Below are 15,442 nucleotides of genomic sequence, written 5' to 3'. Positions count from 1 at the left end.
AAGACTTTAATCCAATCAACATGAGGCAGATTCAAATGACAGAATTAATCCTTGAAGAACAGCGCACTGAGCGAGCTGTTAATTTTAATCCGCGTGAATTTCGCAATGCCATGGGTGAGTTTGCCACCGGTGTTGTTGTTATTTCCACTGATATGGATGGGGAACCCCATGGCATGACCGCGAATGCTTTCATGTCGGGTTCTCTTGAACCACCGCTGATTATTGTTTCTGTTGCATGTACGGCAAGAATGCATGAGCGCATTCAACGTTCGGGTTATTTTGGTGTGAGCATTTTAAGTGAACATCAGGAGTGGTGCAGTAACCATTTTGCAGGTAAGCCTATAGAAGGAAAATGTCCTCAATTTGAACGTATTGGTAATGTGCCGGTTTTGTCTGGTGCCAATTTACAGATTGCAGCGGATCTGGAACACGCTTATCCCTGTGGTGACCATACCTTGTTTGTTGGACGGGTTCATACTCTGGAGCGCCCAAGGCATCCGGACAGAGGTCTGCTTTTTTATGCAGGTCGTTATGGAAAGATTATTAGTAAGGGTGCCCCGCTGACATTCTCATTGGATGAGAATGTATACGATGCTAGCTCATGCTGGTAGTCGTTGGTTAAGTTTTCGGCATGGGTATTTGTGGAGAAAAGTAAATGAAAGTAGAGTCAATGGTCAAGGTATCCCAAGGAATAGGGGCACCGCTTCCCAGGGTGGAAGATGTACGTCTGTTAACCGGACAGGGAACCTTTGCGGATGATGTCAATTTACCAAGACAGGCCAGAGGTTATGTTTTACGCTCCACAGTCGCCCATGCAAATATTGTCAGTATTGATGTTTCAGGTGCATTGGCAATTCCGGGAATATTAGCGGTTTTGACAGCGGAAGATTATGAGCAGGATGGGCTTGGCAATATTCCATGCGTTAGCATACCACCAACTATTACGGGTAAAAAATATCACCATACCCCGTTTCCGCCGCTGTCTTCAGATCGTGTCCTGGCTATTGGCAGTCCAGTTGCCTTTATTGTGGCAGAAACGCTTCCTGCAGCGATGGATGCCGCTGAACGTATACAGATGGTTTATGACAGTAAACCTGCTGCGCCTACCGTAGAGTCGGCGATGGCAGAAAATGCACCGCTTGTTTGGCCAGAGGCAACGGGTAATATTTGCTTCCGACATGAAATGGGTGATGAGCAGGCAACAAATGCCGCTTTTGAAAAAGCGGACCGTGTCGTCAAGAGCCGTATTCGTAGCCAGCGCCTTGCTGGCAATCCATTGGAACCACGTACTTGTATTGGTGCCTATCAAGAGGCGGACAAACGTTATCACCTGACTTCGTCTACGGCTAATCCAAGTCGTATACGGTTGTTGCTGGCAGAACATATTTTCCGTGTTCCCGCTCATCAAGTTCATGTTGTTGCTGGCGATGTCGGTGGCGGGTTTGGTACCAAAGGCGGTCTTTATCCCGAGGAAGTGCTGGTTTTATGGGCCGCCAAACGCGTGGGTCGGCCGGTTAAGTGGGTGGCCGATCGCAGTGAGTCTTTCCTGTCTGATTTCAACGGGCGTGATCAGGTTGCCGATGCTGAAATCGCACTAAAGAATGATGGTACGGTACTTGGTTTTCGGGTGGATATCCACCACAACCTGGGATGTCAGTTAGGTCCCTCAACCGCGCATCCTCCCTTGGTGGGGTCACGTATGTTGTCGGGAGTTTACGCCTTTCCGGCCATGCATGTCAAAGTAAACGGGGTGTTTACGCACAGCCGTACATTAACCACTTATCGGGGTGCGGGGCGTCCTGAGTCAACCTTGATTGTTGAACGCATGATGGATCTGGCTGCTGCAGAATTGGGCATGGACAAGGTTGAAATCCGTCGCCGTAACCTGATTAGTCCGTCCCTGATGCCTTATCGTACGGGTATTAATGAGACCTATGATTGTGGTGAGTTTGAAGCCCTTATGGATGATGCGCTGAAACTGGCCGATTGGGATGGTTTTGAGGCGCGTCGTAAAGAAAGTGCTTCTCGTGGCTTGTTGCGCGGACGTGGCTTATCCATGTATATCGAAGTGGCCGCCACGATTAACGACCGCATGGAGGTACGGTTTGATGCAACAGGTGGACTGACGATCATTGCCGGTACTTTTTCATATGGCCAGGGCCATGAAACCAGTTATGCACAAATGGTCCATGAATGGCTGGGTGTGCCAATTGAAAAAATCAGGCTCATTCAGGGTGACACCGATAAGGTCGCCAATGGTCGGGGCAGTTTTGGATCACGCAGCATGACGGTAGGCGGTTCTGCCTTGCTGGGTGCATGTAACCAGATTATCGAGCGGGGAAAACGGGTTGCCGCCATCCTGCTGGGATGTGATGAGGATGGCCTTGAGTTTGGTAACGGTGTTTATCGCCATCCCGGCCTGAATAAGGAGATCACCCTGGACACTGTGGCAAAGGCAACGTATGCATGGGGCTCACCCAAGCCATTGCCGCCTGAACTGTGGTCAGGCCTTGAGGGGCGGGGTTATTTTACCGCCCAGCCACAAAACTATCCGAACGGTTGCTATACCTGTGAAGTAGAGGTTGATCCTGAAATAGGCGAGATCAAGCTGGTATCTATTTCAGGCATAGACGATGTTGGTAATGTCATCAATCCCCTGATTCTTGAGGGACAGATAATTGGGGGTATTGCCCAGGCAGTAGGCCAGGCACTATTAGAAGAAATCGTACACGATAAGGACGGTCAGTTGCTGACGGGGTCGTTTACTGATTACGCCATGCCTAAAGCAAAGGATTTTCCACGTATGCATATAGGCTTAAGGCCAGTGCCAACAAAAACCAACCCGCTTGGTGTCAAAGGTGGGGCGGAAACCGGAACGATCGGACTTCCTCCAGCAGTTGTTTCGGCCGTTATGGATGCGTTGGGCACGTATGGCATCAGGCATATTGATATGCCATTGACGGCATTGAAAGTCTGGAATGCCATTCAACAAAGTAAAGCATCAGGAGAAGCATTGCAAGTTGTTGAGTAATAAGCATTGAATTTGAGATGAACGAGTTAAATCAGGAGGGCGAAGGGAAATGAGGATGTTGAAGCAGTTTATTGTATACAGGACTGATCGTACCGATGGAAAAGCGGAAGAAATAAGAAAGACGACGCGTCCCTTGCATGCAGAATACATGAAGCAGTTTCATGAAAAGGTTCATTTTGGTGGACCCATGCAGAATAAGGATGGGGTGTCTATTGGCGGGATGATGGTGATTGATGCTCATGATGAAGCGGAAGTATGGGAGATGATCAATAACGATCCATTTGAGAAGGCGGAGCTGTCATCAAAAATAGAGGTTTATCAATTCAGATGGCAAACCAAGCGTCCGGCAACTTTGCCGCCACTATAATTTTTTTGTGAGACAAAAGTATGATTTTAAATGGTGAGCAACAGCTTCCCGTATCCAGAGAACAGGTGTGGGCTGCCCTGATGAATCCGGAAGTGCTTCGATTGTCAATTCCTGGATGTGAATCAGTGACTGAAGTGGAACCAGGTATTTATGCGGTCAAAGTTGTGATTGAAATTGGTCCGGTCAAGGCTCGTTTTAATGGAAAGCTTAGGCAACTTGACATGAAAGCACCCGAAACCTACACCTTGGCATTTGAAGGAGATGGGGGCGTCGCCGGATTTGCCAAAGGCAGTGCGGTTGTCACACTGGAAGAGGGGGCCAATAAGGGAACGGTGCTGAAATATGAAGCCAAGGCTGAAATAGGCGGGCGTTTGGCGCAGATTGGTTCACGCCTGATTGATGCCACTTCAGCCAAATTGACCAAACAGTTTTTTGAGCGTTTCAGCCAACAATTGCTGGGTCCAGCGCCTGCGGTGGCAGAACCTGCCAAGGTGGCAGCACCGGCAATGGGAACTGCTGTTGCAGCGGCTGGTTCGGCGGTTGCTGCGACACCGGCTTTTGTACCTGCTCCGGTGTATGCGCAAGCGACACCATCCAAATCGGGTGTATCCATTCAAATGCCGGCATGGACCTGGGCTTTCACCGTTTTAGTAATTGCTTTACTGGCTGCTTATCTGGGCTCCAGATAAGGGTGTTTCAGGTCAGGATTTTTACCGAGGTATTCAAAATATGTCAAAAACTACAGTCGCCATTATGGTTAATGGTATTGAGCAGAAACACGAGGTTGAACCCCGTACGCTTTTGGTTCATTTTCTGCGTGAAAATTGTGGCCTGAAAGGGTCTCATGTGGGTTGCGACACGACACAGTGCGGTTGTTGCACTGTGCATTTGGATGGCCGAAGTGTCAAGTCCTGTACCACGCTTGCCGTTATGGCAGATGGAAAAGAAGTGATCACGATTGAAGGGGTGGGAACTCCGGAAAACCTGCATCCGCTGCAGGCCGCCTTTCAGGAACACCATGCCTTACAGTGTGGTTACTGTACACCGGGAATGGTCATGCAGGGGCTGGATATCCTGAATCGTGGCTGTGCTGACAACGAGGCGGTCATTCGTCATGAGCTGGAGGGTAATCTGTGCCGTTGCACCGGTTACCAGGGGATTGTGGATGCCATTCATTCTTGTGCCAGGAAGTGTCAGGGTAGCGTATCGGCAGGGAACGTATAACTATGTATAACTTTGATTATGTGCGTGCGAAAAGTGTTCAGGAAGTCAATGAGCTTTTCAGTAAAAATCCTGAAGCCCGCTTCATTTCCGGGGGTATGACGCTGTTGCCAACCCTGAAACAAAGACTGGCCAATCCGGCATTGCTGATTGACTTACAGGATCTGCCTGAAATGCGTGGCATTACCGTTGATGAAAAGATGGTGTCGGTGGGGGCCATGACCCGGCATACTGACGTGGCGGCTCACAAGGAAATTGCACAGGCCATTCCGGCCCTGGCATTTTTGGCCAGCGGCATTGCAGATCCTCAGGTTAGAAATATGGGCACCATTGGCGGGTCTATTTCCAATAGCGACCCCTCAGCCGATTATCCAGGTGCTGTACTTGGGTTGGGAGCGCAAATCGTGACTAGCAAACGCACCATTAACGCAGATGAGTTTTTTACTGGGTTGTTCAGTACGGCCCTTGAAAAGGGCGAGTTTGTGATGCGTGTGAATTTTCCGCGAGTACTGAAAGCAGGTTATTGCAAGATGCCCAATCCGGCATCCGGGTATGTCATGGCTGGATGTTTTGTTTCGCAAAGTCAGGATAAAAAGGTTCGTGTTGCGGTTAATGGGGCGGGTCCTTGTGTATTCCGTCAACATGAGTTTGAGAAATTGCTTGAGTCCGAGTTTAGTGTGAATGCAGTTAAAACGTGTGTTCAATCGGCAGAAGGTCTGAATGCTGATATGCATGCTTCGGCTGCTTATCGTGCACAACTGGTTATTTATGCGTTGAAGCGGGCTATTGAATTTGCCGAGTCGCATTGATAGGGTTGTAGAAAAAACTTAGTTAATTTTTTATGAAATAAATAAGGATAAATGGGGTTGTAATGAAATTAATGTCATTTGTAAGTCAGAATCGCTCAAGTTTTGGATTGGTTGAAGGCGATTATATATATGATTTGGGCCGACGTTTGGGCGCCTCTTGTCCAGACCTTTTGTCTGTCCTCAAAGGCGGCTGGCTGGATCGACTGGAAAAATTAATTGAAAATTCACAACCTGATTTTCATATTGATGATGTGGTATTCCTGCCGGTTATTCCCAATGCCCCACGAATTTTCTGTGCTGGCCTGAATTATCTGGCACACCGCGTTGAAGGCAATCGTCCGGATACAACTGTACCTGTTATTTTTCTGCGTTTGAATGAATCCCAGGTAGGTCATAATCGTCCTTTGATTTGTCCTGCTGAATCAGATCAATTTGACTTTGAAGGTGAAATTGCGATCGTGATCGGTAAAGGCGGCCGTCGGATTCCTGAAGATCAGGCAATGCAGCATGTCGCCGGCTATTCTTGTTATAACGATGGCAGTGTTCGGGACTGGCAACTGGCGACTAATCAATGGACACCTGGTAAGAACTTCAATGCAACAGGTGGTTTTGGTCCCTGGCTGGTTACTACCGATGAGCTGTCAACTGATCGCGTGTTAAGTCTGGTTACCCGGTTGAACGGCGAAGAAATGCAAAGAACAACCACCGATATGCTGACATTTTCTATCCCCACGCTAATTAATTTTATTTCTACTTTCACTTCTTTAGAGCCTGGTGATGTCATTGTGACGGGTACGCCAGGTGGGGTTGGACTGCGTCGTGATCCCCAGGTCTGGATGAAAGAGGGAGATGTGGTTGAAGTAGAGGTTGAAGGTGTGGGTATTTTGAAAAATACGATAATTAAAGAAACTTTGGCTAAATAGAATAGGTGAGGCTTAACAATGAGTCCAGGAGTAAATATTATGTCTAATAATATAACAGATAATCTGATGAGAAAAAAAAGCGAGTCTACATCATTGTCTGAGGAAACAAGAGCTGCTTTGATGATAAGCAGTACAGCGAATCTGGCTAATGCCTTATTGAAACGCGGCTTTCGTAATACCTTAATGTTAGGGATTAATCCTCTCTCACCAGGACAACCGAAAATGATCGGACCTGCGTTTACATTACGGTTCATTCCATCACGTGAAGATATCGATACGATGGACTCCTATTGCCGTGATGACAACAAGCATCGGGGGGTGATGGAGATCTGTCCGAAAGGATCGGTTTTAGTTATTGATGCTTTCGGTAATACACGAGCTTCCTCAATGGGAGACATGATGGCACTGCGTCTGAAAATGCGTGGTGTTGAAGGAGTGGTGACCGATGGCGGTTTTCGTGACATCCCTGCATTCCTGAAAATAGGGTTACCTGCCTTTCAGCAGAGAAGTGCTGCACCCGCAACGCCGTTGAGCATGCATCCTCTGGAGTGGGATGTACCAATTGGTTGTGCTGGCGTATCCATATACCCGGGCGACATTATTGTAGGTGACGGAGATGGCGTGGTTGTTATTCCCGCTTATCTCGTTGATGAAGTGGCCCAGGAAGCAGCTGAAGCGGAGAAGTATGAGGAATTTGTCGCTTGGCATTTGGAACGTGGGCGCTCATTGATTGGTTTGTTTCCTGCCAATGTTTCAAGCAGGGAAGAATATAACCGTTGGGTTAAAGAAGGACGTCCTGAACTGGAGTTTTACTATGCATGAGCAAAACAAAGCACTTTGTCAGACATTGGAAGTCTTGTTAAATACCAAGGATCTGGATCCTGAACAATGGATTGACTATCCTGAATACGGGTTTCGTCAGTATTTTCTATGGAAAAATGCTGAAACGGGAGCGAGCATTGCCTTGCTTGAATTCCAGAAGGATGGACAGATTCCTGTAAAGCATACGCATGCATCCAATCAGTTCATGTATTGCCTTGAGGGAGACTATGAGTATGTTGATGTTGGTCTGAGACTGCAACCCGGTTCATTTTATATGAATCCCGTTGGGCATCCGCATGGTCCGACGATTGCACATGAGCGTAGTGTGCTGATCGAAATTTATGATGGTCCTCACTATCATGAAAAACCTGTCTTTCATACAGATGAAACGATAGGTGATTTTCTAGCCAAGTCTTAATCAAAGACCTTTAAATAAACGAAGTAAAAAAACACCGTGTAAAACGGAGGGTCTCTTATTGCTTTCTGTTTTGCATAAAACAATCGAAATAAATAAAAAGTTTAATTAAATCAACATAGTATTAATAATCCAAAAAGGAAGACGGTATGGAGAAGAAGTTAGTTGTGGTGGGTCTGGCATGTTGTTTGGCAGGAGGAATAGCCCATGCTGAAACAGAAAAAAAAGATAGTGTACAAATATACGGTTTGTTGGATATAGGGGTATCCTATATTTCAAACCAGGGAGATGACCGTCGTTTCAGAACGGATTCGGGAATTTACACGCCATCTTTTATTGGTTTCAAAGGAACTGAGCATTTAGGTAACGGGACAAAAGTCATCTTCGACTTGCAAAGCCAGTTCAATATTCATAACGGTGAAACCATTCCGGGGCAAGGTATTTTTGGCCGTACCGCACTGGTGGGCCTTGAAAATGATAAATTTGGTCGTTTGACCTTGGGTAACCAATTTGATTTCATGTGGGATTCCCTGACCATTTCAGGGAACTCGGCCAGCCCCGGAGCAGGAGGACTGTATACGTTCAGGCAAGGCCCTTTTTCGGGTTTGGGCATTCCTTTTAATGCGACGGGAAGCTCTGACTGGGATAGGACTTCGGGGCAACAAGTACACAATTCTGTCAAGTATACAACGCCTAACTTGAGCGGATTTTCGGCGGGTGCGCAGTATGGCTTCGGTTCAGGGCCGAATCGCTCAACCAAAGACAGGACCTTGAGTTTTGGCATGAACTATAAGTCAGGAAACTTTGGAGCGGGAGCCGCCTATACCGATGTTAAATACGGGGTAAACGCAGCCATGGAGCCGGTGCAAACTCCTATCAGGACATGGGGGGTTGGCATGCACTATGCGTTTGAGAAAGTGACGGCTATGGCTCTGTTTACCAAAACCACCAACCGCTCCAACAAGGCCTCTGTTTATGGCGCTGAAATTGGCGGCAAGTGGCAAATAGACCCGAAATGGGCACTGGGTGCCAGTTATAATTATTCAAAAGGCAATGCACAATTAAACAAAAATTACGCACATCAAGTTAACTCGACGCTGTCATATTCTTTGTCCAAACGGACACTGGTTTATGCGCAGCAAATTTACCAAAGAACCAATAAAGACGCAAAAGCCAGCATTAATGGTTTATTTGGCCCCAACGATGCTTCCTCCAGCAGGAACCAGTCTATTACCCGTATTGGTATCCAGACGGTGTTTTAAAGAACCGAAACCGGTTTTCACATTGCGGGGACCGGTTTGAATTACTATGTCTTGACAACAAATTAATGTAAGGAGGAGTCATGGAAAATCTGGACGTTATGGTTTTACGTACCTTGCTTGAGTGGCGTCAACAAGGCCTGAAAGCGGTTTTGGTGACTGTCGTCAGGACATGGGGTTCTTCACCCCGCCCAATCGGTTCCATTATGGCCTTGTCTGAAAATGGTTCTACCGTCGGTTCTGTTTCGGGGGGCTGTCTGGAAGATGACCTTATTCTCCGTTTTGGATCATCTTCAGACATTCAGGATGGCCCTCCCGAGCTGATTAAGTATGGTGTAACAGCTGATGAAGCACATCAGTTCGGGCTACCTTGTGGTGGAACCGTTGAGCTTTTTCTGGAGTTCAATCCGGAAATCAGTGCCCTGGCCGAACTGGTGGCTGAATTGGATGCCGGTCATCTGATGCAAAGGAAGGTCAGGCTTGCTGATGGAAAGGTGATGCTGAGGCGCGCAACCGCGCCCACACCGTTGCTGCTTGATAATGATCTTCTTATCAGTTGTTTCGGTCCGGAATATCGCATGCTGATTATAGGTGGAGGTCAGCTATCCGAGTATCTGGCCACAATGGCTTTATTTTGCGGATTTGAAGTCACTGTGTGTGATCCGCGTATCAATGCGGATAAGCGATGGTCGATACCGCAAGCCAAGCTGACAACATTAATGCCCGATGATGCCGTTGATCAATTCAGGCCAGATGCCCGCACCAGCATTGTCGCGCTTACCCATGACCCTAAACTGGATGACCTGGCATTGTTGCAGGCACTGGAAAGCAATGCTTTTTATGTTGGCGGTATTGGTTCGCGCAGAAATAATAAGGCCAGAAAAGAGCGGATGATAGCGCATTTTGATCAAACGGAAGCCTCTCTTGCCCGCTTGCGCGGTCCGATTGGTGTCTATATTGGCAGCAAGACACCCGCTGAAATAGCGGTCAGTGTTATGGCTGAAATTCTTGCGGTTAAAAATAGCGTATTTTTACATCAAACTGCTGATGTTGCTTATGCCAAAAACATTGAAGCGGAAAAAGTGTTTTAACCCAGGATAACGATATGGAAATACCCAAAAAAACAGGGGCTATTATTCTGGCCGCGGGGAAATCGGTACGCTTTGGTTCAGATAAGCGTTTGGTTGATTTGAATGGCGTACCCATGTTTCTTCATACAGCAAAAGTAATCCAGCGAGTCCTTAATGAAGATGTCTGGGTCGTGCTAAGCAATCACTCTGAGCAACATATCGATTGTTTAAAACGTGAAGGCATTAATTTCCTTGAAATGCCATTTTCCTCACCGGGCATGGGAGATTCGATTGCCTACGCCGTCTCCTGTTTGAAACAATATGAGGGCTGGCTTATTTGTCCGGCAGATTTGCCGTTTATTCAGGAATCCACGATCCGGGCCATGATTGCCTCAACGGCATATTCAAGATTGGCGGCTCCTTTTTATGATGGTCAACAGGGCCATCCGGTCTGGTTTTCCAATATTTTTTTTACACAACTTGTGAACCTGGGCGGAGATAAAGGAGCAAAAAAAATCCTGCAGGAAAATGCGGGTTTTTTGATGAAAATCCCGGTCAATGACCGGGGATGCATCATGGATTTCGATACCCCTGAAATACTTGAGCAAGAAAGAAGCTTAGCCCTTTAAAAAGGCTTCCAGGGCACTATTGAATGCGTCACTGGCTTCAATATTGGACAGGTGTGAGGCGTTAAGATCCACACGGCTTGAACCTGTAATTTTTTCTGCCATGGCATCGGCATCGGCCACGGTAGTTACCGGATCATGGCTTCCGGCCACAATCAGGGTGGTGGTTTTGATCAGGGCAATGTTGTCGCGCAAATCGGCGTGGGCCAGTGCTTCACAACAGCCGGCATAGCCTTCGGCATCCGTCTGGCGCAAGCCATTAATCAGTTCGTCAACAATCGCCGGGTTGGCCTGAACAAAGCCTTCGGTAAACCAGCGGCCGGCAGAGCTGTCGGCCACCGGATTCATGCCTTGAGAACGCACCAGGGCGGCGCGCTCATTCCAGCCGGCTTCCTGGCCGATTTTGGCGGCGGTGTTACATACAATCAGTTTTTCCAGTTTTTCAGTTGCGTGAATACCCAGCCATTGGCCAATCAGGCCGCCCATGGAAATACCGCAAAAACTGAATTTTTCAATCTCCAGGGCCTGGGTAATTTGCAACACATCATTGCCCAGTTGTTCAAGCGTGTAGGGACCTTTGTTTTTAACGGATTCGCCATGTCCGCGCGTGTCGTAGCTTAAGACACGATAGTTTTTGCTGAAATAATCCACCTGTTTGGCCCACATGCTGTAAGTGGTGCCCAGGGAGTTTGAAAAAAACAGCACGGGTGCGTTTTCGGGGCCGTTTAACTGGTAGTTAAAGGTTTCATTATTAATCTGGATGGTGCTCATAGTAGGTATCCTGTTGCTGAAAAAGAAAACAGCAAACCAGGTTTGCTGTTACAAGATTGCTTAGACGGCAAGTCTGCGTGTTAGATAGCGGAAGGGTGCCTGCATAGGGCCGTTACCTTGATATCCATGTACGGGAACAGGGGAAGTCCGGACAAAAGGGTATGCAGTTCTTCATTGCTTTCTACATCAAAAATGCTGACGTTTTTATATTCGCCTACCACGCGCCAGATATAAGCCCATTTGCCCGAACGTTGCAGTTCTTGTGAATAGGCTTTTTCTGTTTTCTTGATTTCATTAGCAACTTCCTCGGGCATATCGTGAGGAATATTAACGTCCATTTCAACCATGTAAAGCATATGAGTTCCTTTAAAAAGATGATCCATGAGTATTCTATTTTACTCAGTTTGCGGAAATTCCGGTTTCCTTGATAATTTTTTGCCATTTGGTGGTTTCGTCCTGCAGATAGGACTGCAGTTCTTCGGGCGTACTGCCGATTTTTTCTGCACCAATAGTGGCAAAGGTTGTTTTGACCTTTTCTGAATCCATGGCGTTGAGCATGGCTTTATTCAGGGTCTGGATAATGTCATCGGGCGTGCCGGCCGGTGCAAAGGTGGCAAACCAGGGTGTCAGCTCATAGCCGTCCAGCCCGCTTTCTGCAACGGTGGGCAAGTCTGGCAGGGTGGAAGAGCGTTTGGCGGTTGTAATGGCCAGGGCCTTAAGTTTGCCGGCATCAATATGTGGTTTGGCCGAGGTAATGCTGTCAAACATGTAATCTACTTGTCCGCCCAGTAAATCGGTCACGGCCGGGCCACTGCCACGGTAAGGCACGTGCAGCATGTCCAGATTGCCCAGGTAAGTAAACAGGGCACCTGCCAGATGAATAGAGGTGCCTACTCCGGCCGATGCGTAGGTATATTTGCCCGGATTTTCCCTGGTTTGGTCAATCACGTCTTTGACCGAGTTGATGTCATCGCGGGTAACCTGGGTGACCAGGATGTTGGGCACCGCCGCCAACAGGGAAATGGGCGTAAAGTCTTTAATGGGGTCGTAAGTAAGTTGCTTGTATAAAGACGGGTTGACCGCCATGCCATTGGCAACAATCATGATGGTGTAACCATCGGGTTTGGCGTTGGCAACCTGGGCAGCGCCAATATTGCCACCGGCACCGGGTTTGTTTTCAACCACAATAGATTGGCCCAGCTCTTTGCTCATGGTTTCACCCAGTGTTCGTGCTATCACGTCCATGGCGCCACCAGGCGGAAAGGGAACAATCCAGGAGATCGGGCGTTCCGGGTAGGCTGCCAGTGCAGTATTGGAAAGGGCAAGCAAACTGCCGGCTGTGGCAAGCGTTATTATTTTTTTAACCACAAATGAAGGGGTGAGGTTTGGGATCAAGGAAATCTCCTGTTTTTCGGCATGGAATATATCAATGCAGTTTGAATGCGGGTTTTGGATATAGCCATATGTTTTAATATAGGTAAATTAATTATCCTTGTAGTTTTTTCTGCTGTCTAAGACTATATTTGTAGGTGTCGATACTTTAAAGGTATGGGTTATGGAATTAAGGCAAATTCGCTATTTTCACTGTGTTGCGCGCGAGCTTAGTTTTACGCGTGCAGCCAGGTTGTTGCATATCGCCCAGCCTCCGCTAAGCAGGCAGATCAAGCTGCTTGAAGAAGAGTTAGGGGTTAAGGTGTTTGAACGCCAGGGGCGCGGAATTCACCTTACTGATGCGGGTAAGTATTTCATGGATCATACCCAGAAAATGACGCAGCAGCTCGAAGAGACCATTAAGGCCACACAACGGATTGGTAAAAAAGACCGGGTGTGGTTTGGCGTGGGGTTTGTGCCCTCTACACTTTATGGCTACATGCCCGATTTTATCCGCGAGTTAAGGGAGTTGAATGAGAAGGTGGAAATCGGTCTGGTTGAAATGACCACCTTGCAGCAGTTTGAGGCCTTGAAAATGGGGCGGATAGATATTGGCATGGGACGTATCAAGTTAAGTGATCCTGAAATTGCGCGTCTGGTTCTGCTTGATGAACCCTTAGTGGTTGCCATGCCTCGGGATCATCCACTGGCCAGCGTGTCGGGGATTGGCGTTAATGAAATTTTGCAGGAACCCTTAATTGTGTATCCGGCTGCCCCACGCCCCAGTTATGCTGATCATGTGCTGGATCTGTTCAGTCAACATGGATATGTGCCCAATGTCGTGCAGGAAGTTAATGAATTGCAAACCGCGATTGGTTTGGTGGCCGCTGGTATTGGTGTGTCGCTGGTGCCCGAGTCGGTGAAGCGATTATTGCGTGATGACGTGGTCTATATTGATTTCAATGCCGCGGGATTTACCTCTCCAGTCATGATGAGTTGGCGAAAAACGGATGAATCCGAGTTCCTGAAGGAAGTGTTGGGGCTGGCAAAAAAAATGGCAATGGGATATAAGTGAAAAGTGAAGCGGTCATCAACAGGAAATGCCAACGGTATTTTCAAAGGAGGTTGATATGCAGCACGATCAAAGTTCAGATAACCAGGTAGTGGGGTTGCAAAATTATAATGTTTTTGACAGTGACCCCGCCCTGAAAGAGGCCCTTAAATCTCTGGGTGCTTCGTGGGCGATTGATGATTGCCATGAATATGGCTCCCTCATGGGGTCCGCCTCTTTATTGCAGCATGCCGTCAATGCGAACAAGTATCCTCCCCGGTTTAACGAGTCTCATCGCACCAACGCGCAAACCGCCCCGGTCTCTTTTCATGACAGCTGGCATGTGCTGTTGCGCAGCCTGTTCCAGCAAGGAGTCCATTCTGATGCCTGGCAAAGCAATGCCCATGTCAGGCGGGCAGCCCTGTTTTATTTGCATGGGCAAACCGAAGCGGGCAGCCTGTGTCCGGTTACCATGACCTTTGCTTCCATTCCTGCCCTGAAATATGAACCCTGGTTTGATGAATTGGCGCCTCATTTATATAGTCGGGAATATGATTCGTCCGATCAGCCCCTGGAGGGTAAGAAAGGCATCATGATTGGCATGGGCATGACCGAAAAACAGGGGGGGTCTGACGTACGTGCCAATACTACGATGGCAGAGCCATCCGGCCAGTACCAACAAACCAAAACCTATTGCCTGAACGGGCATAAATGGTTCTTTTCCTCGCCACTGTCTGATGCCCATTTGGTATTGGCACAATTGAAGGGTGAGTTAAGTTGTTTTTTTGTGCCGCGTTGGTGTCTTGATGGCAGCCTGAACGGAGTGCAAATACAGCATCTTAAAGACAAAATGGGGAACCGTTCCAATGCTAGTGCCGAAGTCTTGTTACATAATGCCTGGGCCTTACCGGTGGGTGAGCCTGGGCAGGGCATACAGGCCATTATCAAAATGGTGGCACAAACCCGGCTTGATTGTGTGCTGGGTAGTGCTGCCTTGTTGCGCCAGGCGGTTGTGCAGGCCGTGCATCATGCCAGCCACAGGAAGGTATTTGGCAAGAGGCTGATTGAGCAGCCCTTAATGCAAATGGTGCTGTGTGACCTTGTGCTGGAAAGTGAGGCGGCCATGTGGTTGTCCATGTGTCTTGCGCATGCGGTGGAAAACCGGCATTCAAGCTTGTCCCGGGCCTATGCCCGAATTGTGACGCCTGCCGCCAAGTTTTGGGTGTGCAAGCGGGCGGTTGAAACAGTTGCCGAATGCATGGAGGTGTGGGGGGGTAACGGTTATGTCGAAGAAGGTCCCATGCCGCGTCTGCTACGTGAAGCACCGGTCAATTCAATTTGGGAAGGTTCGGGTAATGTAATGTGCCTGGATGTATTGCGGGCCTTGCGGAATGAACCCGAGCTGGGAGAAGTGTTGCTGGGAAACCTTTCAACCGAGGCAGGTATGCATTCATTGTTAAGCGGGGCGGTAAATACGCTTAAGATGCGCTTGCGTAATAATGCGACTGAACTGGAATACAGCGCGCGGCAGGTGGCGCAAGAGCTGGTTTTGCTGGTGCAGGCCACTTTGATGTGTCATTATGCGCCTTCTTACATTGCTGAAGCGTTTATTCAGAGTCGTTTTTCGCATGGTGGGCGTATTGTTGGGTCTTATGTTTATGCCGATCCACAGGAAATCCTGAATAGGGCAGTGGTTTTTTGAAGGA

17 protein-coding genes are annotated in these 15,442 nt (G+C 48.1%); 14 read left to right on the top strand and 3 right to left on the bottom strand.

Annotation, left to right across the window (positions count from 1 at the left end):
• Nucleotides 1-35 precede the first annotated feature (35 nt).
• From JHL22_RS13990 to JHL22_RS13935, 12 genes are all read left to right on the top strand, one after another.
• Nucleotides 36-611: a flavin reductase family protein gene (locus tag JHL22_RS13990; protein ID WP_200238768.1), complete on the top strand. Its 576-nt coding sequence runs from the start codon at nucleotides 36-38 to the stop codon at nucleotides 609-611.
• 44 nt (nucleotides 612-655) lie between these two features.
• Nucleotides 656-3,031: a xanthine dehydrogenase family protein molybdopterin-binding subunit gene (locus JHL22_RS13985; protein WP_200238766.1), complete on the top strand. Its 2,376-nt coding sequence runs from the start codon at nucleotides 656-658 to the stop codon at nucleotides 3,029-3,031.
• A 55-nt stretch (nucleotides 3,032-3,086) separates the two neighbouring features.
• Nucleotides 3,087-3,398 carry a YciI family protein gene (locus JHL22_RS13980; RefSeq protein ID WP_200238763.1) on the top strand — a complete coding sequence of 104 codons (312 nt, stop codon included), beginning with the start codon at nucleotides 3,087-3,089 and terminating at the stop codon, nucleotides 3,396-3,398.
• Nucleotides 3,399-3,418: 20 nt separating this feature from the next.
• Entirely contained in the window at nucleotides 3,419-4,087 is a 669-nt protein-coding gene (locus tag JHL22_RS13975; protein WP_200238760.1) for an SRPBCC family protein, read from the top strand.
• 40 nt (nucleotides 4,088-4,127) lie between these two features.
• A complete protein-coding gene (locus tag JHL22_RS13970) occupies nucleotides 4,128-4,622 on the top strand; it encodes a (2Fe-2S)-binding protein (protein ID WP_169294255.1) in 495 nt (164 codons plus the stop codon).
• 2 nt (nucleotides 4,623-4,624) lie between these two features.
• Entirely contained in the window at nucleotides 4,625-5,428 is an 804-nt protein-coding gene (locus JHL22_RS13965; protein ID WP_200238758.1) for an FAD binding domain-containing protein, read from the top strand.
• A gap of 62 nt (nucleotides 5,429-5,490) precedes the next feature.
• Entirely contained in the window at nucleotides 5,491-6,351 is an 861-nt protein-coding gene (locus tag JHL22_RS13960; protein ID WP_200238755.1) for a fumarylacetoacetate hydrolase family protein, read from the top strand.
• Between the two features lie 39 nt (nucleotides 6,352-6,390).
• Complete coding sequence (locus JHL22_RS13955) at nucleotides 6,391-7,173, top strand: ribonuclease activity regulator RraA (RefSeq protein ID WP_200238753.1); 783 nt, start codon at nucleotides 6,391-6,393, stop codon at nucleotides 7,171-7,173.
• A complete protein-coding gene (locus JHL22_RS13950) occupies nucleotides 7,166-7,591 on the top strand; it encodes a cupin domain-containing protein (protein ID WP_200238750.1) in 426 nt (141 codons plus the stop codon). The genes JHL22_RS13955 and JHL22_RS13950 overlap by 8 nt, the downstream gene beginning before the upstream one ends.
• Before the next feature lie 146 nt (nucleotides 7,592-7,737).
• Complete coding sequence (locus JHL22_RS13945) at nucleotides 7,738-8,850, top strand: porin (RefSeq protein WP_200238747.1); 1,113 nt, start codon at nucleotides 7,738-7,740, stop codon at nucleotides 8,848-8,850.
• Nucleotides 8,851-8,930: 80 nt separating this feature from the next.
• Complete coding sequence (locus JHL22_RS13940) at nucleotides 8,931-9,938, top strand: XdhC family protein (protein WP_200238745.1); 1,008 nt, start codon at nucleotides 8,931-8,933, stop codon at nucleotides 9,936-9,938.
• Nucleotides 9,939-9,952: 14 nt separating this feature from the next.
• On the top strand, nucleotides 9,953-10,546 hold the full coding sequence (locus JHL22_RS13935) for a nucleotidyltransferase family protein (RefSeq protein WP_200238743.1): 594 nt from the start codon (nucleotides 9,953-9,955) through the stop codon (nucleotides 10,544-10,546).
• Here the strand turns inward: JHL22_RS13935 and pcaD are convergent.
• From pcaD to JHL22_RS13920, 3 genes are all read right to left on the bottom strand, one after another.
• Nucleotides 10,535-11,314, bottom strand: coding sequence for a 3-oxoadipate enol-lactonase (gene pcaD / locus JHL22_RS13930; RefSeq protein ID WP_200238740.1), 780 nt, complete (start codon nucleotides 11,312-11,314; stop codon nucleotides 10,535-10,537). The two genes, JHL22_RS13935 and pcaD, sit on opposite strands and share 12 nt — an antisense overlap.
• Nucleotides 11,315-11,394: 80 nt before the next feature.
• On the bottom strand, nucleotides 11,395-11,670 hold the full coding sequence (gene catC, locus JHL22_RS13925; RefSeq protein WP_200238738.1) for a muconolactone Delta-isomerase: 276 nt from the start codon (nucleotides 11,668-11,670) through the stop codon (nucleotides 11,395-11,397).
• A gap of 43 nt (nucleotides 11,671-11,713) precedes the next feature.
• Complete coding sequence (locus JHL22_RS13920) at nucleotides 11,714-12,706, bottom strand: Bug family tripartite tricarboxylate transporter substrate binding protein (RefSeq protein ID WP_407926780.1); 993 nt, start codon at nucleotides 12,704-12,706, stop codon at nucleotides 11,714-11,716.
• A gap of 163 nt (nucleotides 12,707-12,869) precedes the next feature.
• Here JHL22_RS13920 and JHL22_RS13915 point away from each other — a divergent pair, with 163 nt between their 5' ends.
• Nucleotides 12,870-13,760: a LysR family transcriptional regulator gene (locus JHL22_RS13915; RefSeq protein ID WP_200238735.1), complete on the top strand. Its 891-nt coding sequence runs from the start codon at nucleotides 12,870-12,872 to the stop codon at nucleotides 13,758-13,760.
• Between the two features lie 55 nt (nucleotides 13,761-13,815).
• The gene (locus tag JHL22_RS13910) at nucleotides 13,816-15,438 is read left to right on the top strand and encodes an acyl-CoA dehydrogenase family protein (protein ID WP_200238732.1); all 1,623 of its coding nucleotides are present in this window, start codon (nucleotides 13,816-13,818) and stop codon (nucleotides 15,436-15,438) included.
• The last annotated feature ends 4 nt before the right edge of the window (nucleotides 15,439-15,442 follow it).

Source organism: Advenella mandrilli (genome assembly GCF_016595155.1).
Classification (GTDB): Bacteria; Pseudomonadota; Gammaproteobacteria; order Burkholderiales; family Burkholderiaceae_B; genus Advenella; species Advenella mandrilli.
The sequence above is the reverse complement of the archived record's forward strand: the minus strand, read 5'-3'. Positions and strand labels throughout refer to the sequence as shown.